A 12,202-nucleotide genomic window follows, 5' to 3' on the forward strand; every position below is an offset into this window, starting at 1 on the left:
ACTGTTTAATAATATACTCTCTAGCTGAGAATGCAATGACTCTCGCATTCATTTTTGTAAACTGCGACGTAGACAAGGGAAGCGCAGCAGAGAAGAGCGTAAAAAAGGTCAGAGGAGTGGTCGAGTCCCACGAAACCAGCGGCGCGTATGACATTATACTAAAGGTCAAGGCCGACACGGAATCCGAACTTCGGGACATCATCAGGAACATAAGAAAAGTCACGGGCGTCGGGGCGGCCATCACGAGCATAGTGTACGGAAACGACCAGTCGGCAGACTAGATAGTTTTCAGCGTTTCGTCAGCGACGTTCAGGCTATTATATTATTACAAGAATAATATCAAGAGAAAAGAAGAAGAGAGGTCACTGTACCGTTACAGTGCCTGTCATGAACGGGTGGACCTGACAGAAATAGACGTGCTGGCCTGTTCCCACTTTTTCCGCCGGGATGCTAAACTCCTTGCCGGGTTCCAAAAAGCTAGAGTCAAACAGCTTGCCATAGTCTGCATCGCTAAAGCTCTGGCCGCTAGTTGCAGTGTGCTGCACGTTGTCGTGGTTGACCCACTTTATCAGCGCGTCTTTCGGGACAGGTTGCGATGAAGCAGGGTCATAGGACGGCTGGCCCTGCACCGACGCGCCCGCAGGGATTGAGATCGTGACAATGTTGGAGAACTTGGACTCGTCGACTGGTCCAGAAGCTGCAGTGCTGTTCTTTTGTTCTGTTGATGCTGCGGAAAGTGGTTTGTAGTACGGCGAATCGCTAAAGTTGCCGGGCTTTGGAACCGCCTCGACTATCATCCATTGGTACGACAAGTAACCGGTTATAGCACCGAGGACGAGCAAAACGGGAAAAGCGACTGCTCCGGGTTTTGCCATTTCGTTCGCTACTTGAGATGTACCTATATTAATTCCCTTTGGAATCTCTTGCACTTTATTGCAATCGGGGTTTGGAATGACTTTTATTCCGCCGTCCTATACACGCCACCAACAACATGGCCAAGAGCGCTGGCAAATGCGCCGCATGCGGCACCGACCTCACGTTCAGGTACAGGCCGATGGACGGATGGAACGTCTCGGGCTTTATCTGCGGTGCGTGTTACAGCCAGAAACTGCTGGAGCACTATATCGAGCCGGACAGGCGGGGCATCACGAAAAAATAGAACTTTTCGGAACCTCTGAAAGCCATAGGGCAGGAAAGGCTAAATACTAAATTCCGCTCTTTCTCAGGTATATGCCAACTGGATACATACTCGTGAACTGCACTCTCGGCTCCGAGGAAAAGATCATAAACGAGATCTCCAAGCTGCCAGACGTAAAGGAAGTCAGGGGCACGTACGGCGTTCACGACATCTTTGTGAAGGTCAAGTCCGACAACACAGAGTCGATGAACCACGTGATCACAAACAAAATACGCAAGATTGCAGGCATCACGTCGACCGTGACCCTCGTGGTAATCGAAGAGCAGGGCGGAAAAGGCTAATCTAGCCGCTCTTTAGGTTTTCCTTCTTTTTGTCATCTGCCTTTACCCTTTTCATTTCAAAGAATATCAGAAACGTGCATACTACTACTATCCCCCATCCGATGGCACCTACTACAACATAGTTGTTGTATATGGGAATGAACAGGGCGATGGTAGCGACTGCGGCCCCGGACCACCAGATTACCAATAGAGCTGCAAGGTAGCGGTTCATTAACTGGCTATCCCCTCACGTCCTCGTCAAAGCCCTTGAACGACTTTAGCACCTTGCCGCAGCGCCGGCAGCGGCAGTATTCCACAAAGTCAAAGTCGTCGTATTTCCGGTATGCAAACGACTCTTCGTGGTCGCAGAACAGCTGGCGCAATCCGAGCAATGCCATTACACTGTTGGCGCCGCCGGATTCATTACCGTTTCGATCAGAATTGTGATATAGAGGGTATGCTGCCATGGCAGCCAGGGCCCGTAGCGTAGTCAGGATATCGCGGCGGTCTTCGGAACCGCAGGCCGTGGGATCGAAGCCCTCCGGGCCCGCTTGTTATTTTACTACTTCTTTGATGTCTTTTTGCTATGGCTGCTGCTCTTGCTTACCCACTTGTCGCCGCTCTTCTTGTACTTTTTCTTGACCGCGTTCCACGCGACCTTGTGCGCGATTTTTTCCGGCGTGTCGCTTTTCTTGCGCCTCTTGTCCGGGTCTTTGTATTCCTTCAGGGCGCTTTCGTGCGCCTTTTTAAAAGTGCGCTGGGCTTTTTCCGGGAGAGTGTCTATCTGCTTTTTCGTCCTCTCTGACAGTTTGCCTCTTGGCATGGGTACACTAGCGAAAAATAATATTAAAGAGGTTCTTTGGGCTAGAAGTTTTCCCTGTCCAGCCTGTAGTCGTCAAGCAGTTTTTCAATGTTCGTCATCGTTTTTCCAGATAAGTCTGCTATCTCTTGCTTTGCCGGCGGGCTCTCCAGGTAGTTTGGTATCCTTGCGCTGATGCGCTCCTGAAAGGTGGGGATGTGCTCGTTCTGGTAGAACACGCCAATCGGAATCTTGTCGCCCCACTCGTTTGACTTTTCAATCACCTTGCCCATCTTTTCGTTTATCTCTGCAGGGTCGTGGACAATGCCGTCATAGCCAGTTTCTTCCAGCTTGTAGATGCGCGGCATCACTTTCTTTGTCACAGGATCGATGTTGCTGCTACCAGAGAACCATTCCTTGGTGTTGATGTCGTTGTACGTCGGGCATGGCTGCAGCACGTCCACAAACGCAAGCCCCTTGTGCTCCACCGCTTTCTTGATGATATCCTTCAGGTGGCGCACGTCGTACGAGTAGCCTCGCGCGATGAATGTAAAGCCGGCGACAAGCGCAAGCGCTATCGGATTTACAGAGTTGTTGACGTTTGGCTGCGGCAGTGACTTGGTCTTCATCCCAAGTTTCAGAGTCGGCGACGCTTGCCCCTTTGTCAGCCCATAGACGGCGTTGTTGAATATGATGTAGGTCATGTCCACGTTGCGCCTGCCGGCGCTCACGAAATGCCCTGCGCCGATGCCAAGCCCGTCGCCGTCGCCTCCCACTGCTATGACCTCAAGGTCGGGGTTTGACAGTTTTGCGCCCTGCGCAAACGGCATCACCCTTCCGTGCAGTGTGTGTATGCCGTACGTCCGGATAAAGTGCGGCGTCTTGCCCGAGCAACCCACGCCGGAGAATATCGTTGCCTTGTGCGGAGGTATCTGCATGTCTGCAAGTGCCATCTGGATGGCGTTCAGTATGCCAAAGTCGCCGCAACCCGGGCACCAGTCGTTGTGTACGTCTGTCTTGTAGTCTGCCAGTTTAAGTGCCATTTTTCAACACCTGTCTCTTTGGAGCCTTGCCGCTCTGTATTCTCTTTACGGCGTTATAAACTTCCTCAAGTGACATCGGTCGGCCGTTGTACTTCACCACTAAATTGTCGGGTTCTATGCCGGTGTGCTGCCGTACGAGAGCTGCCAGCTGCGACGTATAGTTCATCTCGATGTCGACAATCACCTTTGCGCCCCCTATTAGCGATTTTACCAGATCCGCGGGGAACGGGTTTAGGAGGCGCACCTGCACGAACTTTGTCCTAATCCCTTCTTGTGCCAGCTTTTCCATCGCGTCGAGCACCACGCCCTTTGTCGAGCCCCAGCCGATTATCGCTATTTCTGCATCTTTGTCGCCGTACACCGCGGCCTTGTCCTCGTCAGGTATCTCTTCCAGTGCAAGTTCCATCTTGCCCATCCTCTTTTCCATCATCCTGTTGCGCACCTCTGGGTCCTCGGTGATGTGGCCCTCCTCGGTGTGCTCGTCGCCCGTGTTCCAGAAAATCGCGCCTTCTGTGCCAAGCGGAATCCTAGGGCTAATAGGATCGTCTGAAAGCTTGAAGCGCAGATAATTGCCGGCAGTCCCCTTGTCTGCGTCGGTTATCCGAGTCGCTATTGCGCCCCTCTCTATCTTTACCCGGGCAGGGTCAAAGACGGGGCAGGTGGTGAGGCTGTTTGCTATGGCCTTGTCCAGCATGTGTATGACTGGCACCTGGTACTTTTCTGCATAGTTGAACGCTTTTACCGTGTCGTAAAAGCTCTCCTCGATGTCGCCGGACGCAAGGACAATCCTTGGAAACTCGCCGTGGCCGGCGTGGATTGCAAAGTGCAGGTCGCCCTGCTCGTGCCTCGTGGGAAGGCCTGTGGACGGCCCTGCGCGCTGGTACAGCGAAACTACGACTGGCACTTCGTTGATGCCGGCCCAGCCCATCGCCTCTGCCATCAGCGAAAATCCGGGACCAGAGGTCGCAGTCGCGGACCTTGCGCCCGCAAGCGCGCCTCCTATGGCCATCGTGATTGCGGCTATCTCATCCTCTGTCTGGACCACCACAGTAGAGCCTTTCTTGCCCGAATCGTAGAGTTCGAGGACCTCGTTTGATTCGAGAAACTCGCTGTCGTCCGACGCTGGGGTGATAGGATAGTAGGTCTGGAACCGGCAGCCTGCCACCATCTTGCCCAAGGCAGACGACTGGCTGCCCTGCACGGCAATTATGCCCGGCTCCGGCGCCCTTGTCGCCAGCCGGTAGTCAAAGCCGTCCCTTGCAAACTTGGTCTTGGCGTACTCGTAAATGTGGTTTGCAGCCTTGACGTTGAGCTCTGCCACGCGCTCTTTGGCGTGAAAGATGTGCCTTATCCCCCTTGCGAGGATCTCGCTGTCAAACTCCAAGAGCGCCATCGACGCGGCAAGGGCCATCACGTTTGTCATCCTTGCAAGCTTGCTCAGAGACGGGTCCTTCATTTTCTGCGCAAAATCCTCCAGCAGCTGGAAGTAAGGCAGTGGATAAAGCGTGACACCGCGTCTTTTTGCGTGTTCCAGCGCGCCCTGCACGGTCGGCTCCAAGCCGGCCTTTTCAAGAGTGTTCTGGATTCGCGCCGCGGCGTAATCGTCAACCGTCGGAACCTCGCTCAGCTTGGTCGCAATGGCGTCTGAATCGTAGAATATCGCGCCTCCCGGCGTAACCTCGTCAAAGTGGCGGAAAACTGTCTCGGCGTCAAACGACACCAGCACGTTTATCTCGTCCACCGGCGACCTGATGCGCTTTTCTGCCACGCGCACCGTAAAGTAGCTGTGCTCGCCCTTGATGTTGGAGTAGTATTCCCGCTTGCCAAACACGTGGAGGCCGCCCACCGCGCAGGCGCGAGAGAAAATGTTTGCCGCAGAGTCGACGCCGCTTCCCTGGGCGCCGCCGATTACCCAGCTGAGCGAGTTTACTTTCATTACATGAAAATCTTTCCAGTGCTTGCTTTTAATGGTTTACAGGTCTTTTTATCCGCCCGTTGCGGCGTCTAAAAGGCAGCACTCGCAGGCGTCTTTTTTGCCGCAGTACGGGCACACGCACATGCATGATTCGATGGGGTTGCCGCAGTTGTCGCACATGGCAACTTCCTCGCTTGCCGTCACTACTGCCTCAACGTGTCCAAAGTTATTATACTTTTTATTTCGACCGCATCAAGTTGAGCGCAGAGCCGGCCCTGAACCACTCTATCTGGGCGGAATTGTACGAGTGCTTTAGCTCTATCTCGTCCGTCCTGCCGTCGGCATGTGTGATGACGCATTTCAGAGGTTTTCCTGCCTGCATGTCCTTCAGTCCGACGATGCTCAGCCGGTCGTCTTCCAGTATCCTGTCATAGTCGGCAGGGTTTGCAAACGTGAGTGCAAGGACGCCCTGCTTTTTCAGGTTGGTCTCGTGTATCCTCGCAAACGACCTTGCAATGACAGCGGCGCAGTTCAGGTAGCGCGGAGTCATGGCCGCGTGCTCCCTGCTAGAGCCCTCGCCATAGTTGCCGTCGCCGACGATTATCCACTTTATCCCCCTTGCCTTGTACTCGCGGGCAACGTGCGGGAACGACTCTACCTGCCCGTTCAATTGGTTCTTGCCGCTTCCGACCTGATTGTTGTAGGCGTTGACCGCTCCAAGTAGGAGGTTGTCGCTTATCCTGTCAAGGTGCCCGCGGTACATGAGCCAGGCGCCCGCAGGCGATATGTGATCGGTGGTGGTCTTGCCCTTTGTCTTGGCAAGCACCGGCAGCTTTTCAAAGTCCCTGGCGTCCCACGGCGCAAACGGCGCGAGCTGCTGCAGTCTGTCGCTGTTTGGGTCTATGACCACCTGCACGCTGTCAGAGTCCTGCGCCGGCGCCACGTACACGTCTTTTGCATCCTGAAAGCCGGCCTTTGGAACCTCAGGGGCCTGCCCAGGCGGCTGCAGCCTGAATTTCGTGCCGTCGGGCGCCGTCAATTCATCGGTCAACGGGTTGAAGGACAGCCTGCCTGCAAGCGCAAGCGCGATCACAAGCTCGGGACTGCCGATAAAGTTCATTGTCTCCCGCCTGCCGTCGTTTCTGCCGGGGAAATTGCGGTTGTACGAAGTGACGATTGTGTTTGGCTCACCCTTTTTCAGCTCCGGCCTGCTCCACTGGCCGATGCACGGGCCGCAGGCGTTTGCAAGCACGTTGGCGCCAATCTCCTGCAATATCTTCATCTGGCCGTCGCGCTCTATCGTCGCGCGGATCATCTCCGAGCCGGGCGTCACCTGGAGCGAAATGGGAGTCTTTAGCCCGTGTGCCTTGGCCTGCCTGGCAATGTCGGCGGCACGTGACATGTCCTCGTACGAAGAGTTGGTGCAGCTTCCGATGAGGGCGACAGAGATGCTGTCGAGGTAGTTGTTCTTTTTCACGTCCTGCGCCATCTGGGATACTGGCCTTGCAAGGTCGGGCGTGTGCGGGCCGACGATGTGAGGCTCTAGTCTCGACAAGTCTATCTCTATCACCTGATCAAAGTATTTTGCCGGCTCTTTTTCGACCTCCGGGTCTTCGGTCAACAATGCCTTGTGCTTGTTTGCAAGGTCTGCTATGGCGCCCCGGTTTGTCGCGCGCAGGTACGTCTCCATGCGCTCGTCGTACGCAAACACCGAGCAAGTGGCTCCTATCTCTGCCCCCATGTTGGTTATCGTTGCCTTGCCTGTGCAGCTGATCGATTTTGCGCCTGGCCCGAAATACTCGATTATCGCGTTCGTGCCTCCCGACACTGTCAGCTTTGACGCGACATAAAGTATGATGTCCTTTGGCGCGGCCCATCCGTTCAGCTCGCCTTTCAGGTACACGCCTATGCGTTTTGGATAGAGAAGCTCCCACGGCATCCCTGCCATGACCTCAGCCGCGTCGAGGCCGCCGACCCCTATTGCCACCATGCCGAGGCCGCCGGCGTTTGGCGTGTGCGAGTCGGTCCCTATCATGAGGCCGCCGGGAAACGCATAATTCTCTAACATGACCTGATGGATGATGCCGGCGCCCGGCTTCCAGAATCCGATGCCGTATTTCCTGCAGGCGGATTCAAGGAACTGGTACACTTCGTTGTTCTGGACGATTGCAAACCTCGTGTCAGTGGCGCTGTCGACCTTGGCCTGGATGAGGTGGTCGCAGTGGACGGTGGTTGGAAGTTTCACCCTTTTCAATCCTGCCTGCGCAAACTGGAGAATAGTCATCTGGCCGGTGACATCCTGCAGCGCGACCCTGTCAGGGTTGAGGAAAACATAGCTCTTGCCCCTTTCCGGGGCGTAAACATCATTGCCGTCAAGATGGCCCACGAGGATTTTCTCGGCAAGCGTGAGCGGCCTGCCGCCGACTATTTTGCGGAATTTAGCAATATTTGCTTCAAGCTTGGCGTACACGCGGCCTACGAGCTCCGCCGTCGTCTCTATTTTCACTGCTGACAAATAAGGTCAATAGAAAACCGGCAATTTTGGCTATATCTCTTTTGCGTCGCCATCGGCACATTGTTTAATACATGGCCAGCTTGCTTTGAAAAGCAGCAACAGCAGTTGGTCAACAAGTTTGTCTTTGTCATCGCAGGCATCGTCATAGTGATGGCGGTGCTTATTGCATTGCCAAGCGTCAGCCAGCAGCCGGCATCGCAAGACGTCACCATCGAGTACAACAGGCAGCACCTGACAAAGACTGGAGGGGGCCTGCTTGTCACCACGCAGCTTGAAACGCTGACGATAGACAAGGACGGCTCTGCCACGTACACAAAGACGGACCCGCGCCAAAAGAACCTGCCAGTGCCGCAGCAGTTTTCGCTCAGCAGGGACGAGCTTGCCCGCATAAAGGGGCTGGTGCTTGAAACCGGCTTTATGGACATACCAAACACCGACTACCCGCAGTCGCAGAACGCAAGCGACTTTGCCAGCTACACCCTTTCAATAAAGACTCCGGACAGACAAAAGACGGTAAACTGGGTAGAGCCGGCAGCGTACGACGGCACGATTCCGCCGTTAATAACAAACGTCGGCAACCAGCTTGACGGCATAATCGCAAGCAAGACGTAGACTTGCTAGCTAAAACAATATCTATATAACGCATTTTAGCGAATTGCAGTCGTAATGACAATTTCGCTTGTCGCAAGCGAACCGGGAGCAAAGGGCATCAAAGTGGTTGATGCAAACGAAAACGCCAAGACGGTTCGCGGCACCACCCTTCTAAAGCGCGGCTTTGCGCACATGCAAAAGCACGGCGTAGTCATGGACGTGACCAGCGTCGAGCAGGCGCAGATAGCTGAAGAGGCCGGCGCAGTCGCGGTGATGGTGCTGGACAAGCTGCCGTACGACGTGAGAAAGGCAGGAGGCGTCGCAAGGACGGCAAGCATCAAGGTAATAGAGGAGATAATGGATGCAGCCACCATCCCGATAATGGCCAAGTGCAGGATAGGCCACATCGACGAGGCAAAGGTGCTCGAAGTCACGGGCGTGGACATGATAGACGAAAGCGAGGTGCTGACGCCGGCTGACGAGGAACGCCACATCTGGAAGTGGGATTTCACGACGCCATTTGTCAACGGCGGCAAGAACCTTGGAGAAGCCTTGCGCAGGATTGAAGAGGGCGCGGCAATGATACGCACAAAGGGCGAGCCGGGCACCGGCAACGTCGCCGAGGCAGTCACCCACATACGCATGGTGAACAACGAGATCCGCAGGATAAGGTCGCACTACCTCGACGACGACAAGCAGGAGCTGATGAAGGCCGCGCGTGAGCTAAAGGTGTCGTTTGCCATAGTAGAAGAGACGGCGAGGCTCGGCAGGCTTCCAGTGGTGAACTTTGCGGCAGGCGGGATAACGACGCCGGCTGACGCGGCGTTTCTGATGAACCTAGGCTGCGACGGCGTGTTTGTTGGCTCTGGCATATTCAAGTCAGAAGACCCGGCGCAGCGCGCACGCGCAGTCGTGCTTGCAACGACATTCTATGACGACGCAAAAATAGTCAGGGAGGCGCAAAAGATGGTCGACGAGAAAAAGTCGCTGCTTGGCCTTGACACCAAGAACCTAGAACTACGTATGCAGGAAAGGGGACAGTCGGCTTGAGCAACAAGAATGTCACCATAGGCGTGCTTGGATTCCAAGGCGACATCGAAGAAAACGTGGCTGCCACAAGGCAGGCTCTCGACGAGCTAAAGGTCGAAGGCAAGATACAATTAGTAAGGTATGCAGAGGACATTGAGAAAATTGACGCGCTGATACTGCCGGGAGGAGAGAGCACTGTGCAGAGCTCGCTTGCGGCAATCCAGCACTCGCTTCCGGCGCTGAAAAAGCGGATAGCGGAAGGTATGCCGGTGCTCGGCACGTGCGCGGGCATGATAATGCTGTCAAAGAGGGTCTACGACCGCGTCATCGGCGAGACCAAGCAGAAAACGATTGGCAACCTCGACATCGTAATAGAGCGCAATGCGTTTGGCAGACAGAACGACTCTTTTGAGACTGACCTAAAGATGGACATGCTCGGCAAGGACGCGTTCAGGGGCGTCTTTATCAGGGCGCCGGCGGTAAGCGAGGTCGGCAAGGATGTCGAAGTCATAGCAAGGCACGCTGGCAAGATAGTCGCGGTGAGGCAAAAGAACATCATCGGCACCTCGTTCCACCCCGAGCTTGCAGGCGACGCAAGGATGCACAAGCAGATAGTCAAGATGGCGCTTGACTTTCATACAAAGGGCAACGGCAAGTAAAACAAGATATACATATACACATACATTGCCGTGTGGAAATTAGGGAGGAAGATTATTGCTCCAGGTCAAGCAAGATGGTTAATTAGTATCTCTGCCTATCAAAAGGCATCAGGCAAGAGAGCAATCCATTAAATGAAAGTCACAAGCCAGAGGGCGAAAAAAGCAATTCTGACGGCACTAGGCGATGAAGAAATGGTAAAGATTCTGGATTGTGTCATGGATGTATCAAAGTCGGTCAATGACATCATGAGGGAGAAAAATATCCCTTACACAACTACTTATAGAAAAACCAAATGGCTTTTAGACGAGGGACTGCTTGCGGTTTCAAAAATCGAGATTACGCCTGACGGAAAGAAATCCAGCCTCGTGCACACGGTGTTAAAATCCATAGACGTCAAGTACAGGAAAGACGACATTTCAATAGAGGCGGAACAAAACTATGATGTCATCAAAAAGATGATGGAAAAATTTTTCTCGATAGATTAGCAGTAGCAGAGAGGGAGGGGCAAAATCACTGTTGTCGTCCTCAAATCTTACGAGCCTACTATTGGCCGGCGGGATGGATATCCCCATTGCCGTTGTTATCGACCAGCTTTTTGACGATCTTGCCTGCAGAGAAGAGTCGGACCCACAAGATCGTTGACAGTATAACGGTTGCCGCTACGTGCAGTTGCGGTCCAATTTCAGCTGGCAAGTTTGCAAACATCGGCATTCCGTGCAATTCCAATACTTCGCCAAGGGCATAAACTCCAGCAAACACGGCTATTTGCGATTGAAAGTTCTTGATGCTCTTGGTCTTTATCGCAACCAGAGCAAATACAGCCAATGACGACAGGAAAAGGATCGTCGTGAGCATACTTGCAGAGAAGAGCAGGTCGGTGGCATCAACGTCGCCCATACTGATGGCGGGGCTATTGTCCAACAGGATCGACTCTCTCTTGTTTCGTCATTTTCCTTCTAGTGATCAGGTAGGCTATGGCTGCAGAGAACATTATTGCAGCAGATAAAGGCTCCAGAACACCCTTTGACAAAAGGGTCATTCCGGCCATGCCAAGCAGGTGATAGGTCCCCTGAATCAAGACAAAGCCGGCAAGCATGAGCATCACGGTCCTTAGAGGGTTGCCGGAACTGTTTCTCGATTTTGCCAGAAAGTAGATCGGGACTGCCGACGAAGCAAAGTACGCGACGGCATCAATCAGATGATAATAATATTCGGATTGAATCAATTTGTCCGGCATCTACCAAGCTTCTTTTTGCTTTCGTACACGTTTCACAAACACATTATAAAAATAGATCCACGATATCCAGAAATGAATTTCAGCGCTAAAATTCACAGGAGGATTTTGTCCCTAATTTTATAATTCAATAATCATGTTTTGAAAATGAGGTAATTTGAAACCTACGCAAACAAGGAAATCCGTTGTGATTATTGCAGCCATAGCAGTTGCTGCAATAATAGCAGCCGCAGCAATCACTGTTGGAGCCGGTGGCTATTTCACCAGCGGAGCCACGGTTGGAAGCGGCATAGGGAACAACCAAGAAGCCAACGCAGCGACGGTAGCGGGCACCAGCAGTCTGGCTCCAGCAAACCGGACATTTTGGATAGACACTGTTCACCTTGATGGCACGACGAACATACACGGAGACGGCAAACACCCGCCAGAAGCATTCCCCGTCAACGCCACTTATCCAAAGGGCGGAGGGTTCGTGCTGACGCCTCCAGACAAGAACGGCACATGGAATTTCAGGTCATTCACGTTCTCCACTTCGCAAATAGTCGTCTACCAAGGTGACAGGGTCACGCTGAACTTTGTTGGAGTGCAGGGGCCCAGCCACATGATCGAAGTCGAAGGGATTGCAACGTTTCCACTCACAAGGGGAGAGATCCATTCCGTGACGTTCACAGCAGACAAGGCAGGCACGATGAGCTACACATGCCATGTCCACATGCCAAACATGCGTGGCGAAATTCTGGTACTTCCAAGGCCAACAGGCAGTAGTGCCACATAGATGCCGCCTAGGATGGCGGAAATCTTTTCCTCCTTTTTTTGTGTGACGATCCTTTGGTGAGTCTGAAAGACTGGTCCATTAGGACAAAAGGATTGAAACCGGGCTGTTTTCTCTTTAGCAGAGAGAGAGAGAGAGGAGTCCGTTGATATATGCGTCGCGACAAGACATTCTTCGCAACATAAA

The 12,202-nt window shown here is 53.4% G+C and carries 18 protein-coding genes and 1 tRNA gene; 9 read left to right on the plus strand and 10 right to left on the minus strand.

Annotated elements, in window-relative coordinates; translation table 11 throughout:
- Nucleotides 1-35: 35 nt before the first annotated feature.
- A complete protein-coding gene (locus ACYOR7_RS08205; protein ID WP_294804761.1) occupies nucleotides 36-281 on the plus strand; it encodes an Lrp/AsnC family transcriptional regulator in 246 nt (81 codons plus the stop codon).
- An 81-nt stretch (nucleotides 282-362) separates the two neighbouring features.
- On the opposite strand, the gene ACYOR7_RS08210 is transcribed toward ACYOR7_RS08205, so the two are convergent.
- A complete protein-coding gene (locus tag ACYOR7_RS08210; RefSeq protein ID WP_479913593.1) occupies nucleotides 363-875 on the minus strand; it encodes a cupredoxin domain-containing protein in 513 nt (170 codons plus the stop codon).
- Between the two features lie 116 nt (nucleotides 876-991).
- On the opposite strand from ACYOR7_RS08210, the gene ACYOR7_RS08215 reads away from it, so the two are divergent.
- Complete coding sequence (locus tag ACYOR7_RS08215; protein WP_294804757.1) at nucleotides 992-1,159, plus strand: hypothetical protein; 168 nt, start codon at nucleotides 992-994, stop codon at nucleotides 1,157-1,159.
- Nucleotides 1,160-1,230: 71 nt separating this feature from the next.
- Nucleotides 1,231-1,479, plus strand: a complete 249-nt coding sequence (locus ACYOR7_RS08220; protein WP_294804755.1) for an Lrp/AsnC ligand binding domain-containing protein — start codon at nucleotides 1,231-1,233, stop codon at nucleotides 1,477-1,479.
- A gap of 1 nt (nucleotide 1,480) precedes the next feature.
- On the opposite strand, the gene ACYOR7_RS08225 is transcribed toward ACYOR7_RS08220, so the two are convergent.
- A complete protein-coding gene (locus tag ACYOR7_RS08225; RefSeq protein WP_294804753.1) occupies nucleotides 1,481-1,690 on the minus strand; it encodes a hypothetical protein in 210 nt (69 codons plus the stop codon).
- Between the two features lie 7 nt (nucleotides 1,691-1,697).
- Nucleotides 1,698-1,856, minus strand: coding sequence for a hypothetical protein (locus ACYOR7_RS08230; protein WP_158435257.1), 159 nt, complete (start codon nucleotides 1,854-1,856; stop codon nucleotides 1,698-1,700).
- 77 nt (nucleotides 1,857-1,933) lie between these two features.
- Between ACYOR7_RS08230 and ACYOR7_RS08235 the strand changes: the two genes are divergently transcribed.
- A tRNA-Arg gene (locus ACYOR7_RS08235) sits at nucleotides 1,934-2,008 on the plus strand.
- A gap of 12 nt (nucleotides 2,009-2,020) precedes the next feature.
- Here the strand turns inward: ACYOR7_RS08235 and ACYOR7_RS08240 are convergent.
- The 5 genes from ACYOR7_RS08240 to ACYOR7_RS08260 are packed head-to-tail and all read right to left on the minus strand — an operon-like array spanning nucleotide 2,021 to nucleotide 7,721.
- Nucleotides 2,021-2,281 carry a ChaB family protein gene (locus tag ACYOR7_RS08240; protein ID WP_294804748.1) on the minus strand — a complete coding sequence of 87 codons (261 nt, stop codon included), beginning with the start codon at nucleotides 2,279-2,281 and terminating at the stop codon, nucleotides 2,021-2,023.
- A 41-nt stretch (nucleotides 2,282-2,322) separates the two neighbouring features.
- Nucleotides 2,323-3,300 carry a 2-oxoacid:ferredoxin oxidoreductase subunit beta gene (locus ACYOR7_RS08245; RefSeq protein WP_294804746.1) on the minus strand — a complete coding sequence of 326 codons (978 nt, stop codon included), beginning with the start codon at nucleotides 3,298-3,300 and terminating at the stop codon, nucleotides 2,323-2,325.
- The gene (locus ACYOR7_RS08250; RefSeq protein ID WP_294804744.1) at nucleotides 3,290-5,236 is read right to left on the minus strand and encodes a 2-oxoacid:ferredoxin oxidoreductase subunit alpha; all 1,947 of its coding nucleotides are present in this window, start codon (nucleotides 5,234-5,236) and stop codon (nucleotides 3,290-3,292) included. The genes ACYOR7_RS08245 and ACYOR7_RS08250 overlap by 11 nt, the downstream gene beginning before the upstream one ends.
- A 48-nt stretch (nucleotides 5,237-5,284) precedes the next feature.
- On the minus strand, nucleotides 5,285-5,419 hold the full coding sequence (locus ACYOR7_RS08255; RefSeq protein WP_294804742.1) for a hypothetical protein: 135 nt from the start codon (nucleotides 5,417-5,419) through the stop codon (nucleotides 5,285-5,287).
- Nucleotides 5,420-5,453: 34 nt separating this feature from the next.
- The gene (locus tag ACYOR7_RS08260) at nucleotides 5,454-7,721 is read right to left on the minus strand and encodes an aconitate hydratase (RefSeq protein WP_479914458.1); all 2,268 of its coding nucleotides are present in this window, start codon (nucleotides 7,719-7,721) and stop codon (nucleotides 5,454-5,456) included.
- A gap of 114 nt (nucleotides 7,722-7,835) precedes the next feature.
- On the opposite strand from ACYOR7_RS08260, the gene ACYOR7_RS08265 reads away from it, so the two are divergent.
- From ACYOR7_RS08265 to ACYOR7_RS08280, 4 genes are all read left to right on the plus strand, one after another.
- A complete protein-coding gene (locus tag ACYOR7_RS08265; RefSeq protein WP_294804740.1) occupies nucleotides 7,836-8,342 on the plus strand; it encodes a hypothetical protein in 507 nt (168 codons plus the stop codon).
- Between the two features lie 54 nt (nucleotides 8,343-8,396).
- Nucleotides 8,397-9,371 (plus strand): pyridoxal 5'-phosphate synthase lyase subunit PdxS, encoded by a 975-nt coding sequence (gene pdxS / locus ACYOR7_RS08270; RefSeq protein WP_479913594.1) that lies wholly within the window; start codon nucleotides 8,397-8,399, stop codon nucleotides 9,369-9,371.
- Nucleotides 9,368-10,009, plus strand: coding sequence for a pyridoxal 5'-phosphate synthase glutaminase subunit PdxT (gene pdxT, locus ACYOR7_RS08275; RefSeq protein ID WP_294804736.1), 642 nt, complete (start codon nucleotides 9,368-9,370; stop codon nucleotides 10,007-10,009). The genes pdxS and pdxT overlap by 4 nt, the downstream gene beginning before the upstream one ends.
- A 132-nt stretch (nucleotides 10,010-10,141) precedes the next feature.
- Nucleotides 10,142-10,495, plus strand: coding sequence for a helix-turn-helix domain-containing protein (locus ACYOR7_RS08280; protein ID WP_294804733.1), 354 nt, complete (start codon nucleotides 10,142-10,144; stop codon nucleotides 10,493-10,495).
- Nucleotides 10,496-10,553: 58 nt separating this feature from the next.
- Here ACYOR7_RS08280 and ACYOR7_RS08285 read toward each other — a convergent pair whose 3' ends face one another.
- Together ACYOR7_RS08285 and ACYOR7_RS08290 are read right to left on the minus strand one after the other, a co-directional pair.
- Nucleotides 10,554-10,931 carry a hypothetical protein gene (locus ACYOR7_RS08285; protein WP_294804731.1) on the minus strand — a complete coding sequence of 126 codons (378 nt, stop codon included), beginning with the start codon at nucleotides 10,929-10,931 and terminating at the stop codon, nucleotides 10,554-10,556.
- Entirely contained in the window at nucleotides 10,921-11,235 is a 315-nt protein-coding gene (locus ACYOR7_RS08290) for a hypothetical protein (protein WP_479913595.1), read from the minus strand. The genes ACYOR7_RS08285 and ACYOR7_RS08290 overlap by 11 nt, the downstream gene beginning before the upstream one ends.
- Before the next feature lie 166 nt (nucleotides 11,236-11,401).
- Between ACYOR7_RS08290 and ACYOR7_RS08295 the strand changes: the two genes are divergently transcribed.
- Nucleotides 11,402-12,019 (plus strand): cupredoxin domain-containing protein, encoded by a 618-nt coding sequence (locus ACYOR7_RS08295; RefSeq protein ID WP_294804727.1) that lies wholly within the window; start codon nucleotides 11,402-11,404, stop codon nucleotides 12,017-12,019.
- Nucleotides 12,020-12,202: the final 183 nt, after the last annotated feature.

The sequence above is a fragment of the Candidatus Nitrososphaera sp. 86-2 genome, assembly GCF_056726185.1.

Bases quoted from the DNA above. Each gene is read 5' to 3' on its own strand.
- ACYOR7_RS08205 (WP_294804761.1), top strand. From the start codon at position 36: ATGACTCTCGCATTCATTTTTGTAAACTGCGACGTAGACAAGGGAAGC.
- ACYOR7_RS08210 (WP_479913593.1), bottom strand. From the start codon at position 875: ATGGCAAAACCCGGAGCAGTCGCTTTTCCCGTTTTGCTCGTCCTCGGT.
- ACYOR7_RS08215 (WP_294804757.1), top strand. From the start codon at position 992: ATGGCCAAGAGCGCTGGCAAATGCGCCGCATGCGGCACCGACCTCACG.
- ACYOR7_RS08220 (WP_294804755.1), top strand. From the start codon at position 1,231: ATGCCAACTGGATACATACTCGTGAACTGCACTCTCGGCTCCGAGGAA.
- ACYOR7_RS08225 (WP_294804753.1), bottom strand. From the start codon at position 1,690: ATGAACCGCTACCTTGCAGCTCTATTGGTAATCTGGTGGTCCGGGGCC.
- ACYOR7_RS08230 (WP_158435257.1), bottom strand. From the start codon at position 1,856: ATGGCATTGCTCGGATTGCGCCAGCTGTTCTGCGACCACGAAGAGTCG.
- ACYOR7_RS08240 (WP_294804748.1), bottom strand. From the start codon at position 2,281: ATGCCAAGAGGCAAACTGTCAGAGAGGACGAAAAAGCAGATAGACACT.
- ACYOR7_RS08245 (WP_294804746.1), bottom strand. From the start codon at position 3,300: ATGGCACTTAAACTGGCAGACTACAAGACAGACGTACACAACGACTGG.
- ACYOR7_RS08250 (WP_294804744.1), bottom strand. From the start codon at position 5,236: ATGAAAGTAAACTCGCTCAGCTGGGTAATCGGCGGCGCCCAGGGAAGC.
- pdxS (WP_479913594.1), top strand. From the start codon at position 8,397: ATGACAATTTCGCTTGTCGCAAGCGAACCGGGAGCAAAGGGCATCAAA.
- ACYOR7_RS08280 (WP_294804733.1), top strand. From the start codon at position 10,142: ATGAAAGTCACAAGCCAGAGGGCGAAAAAAGCAATTCTGACGGCACTA.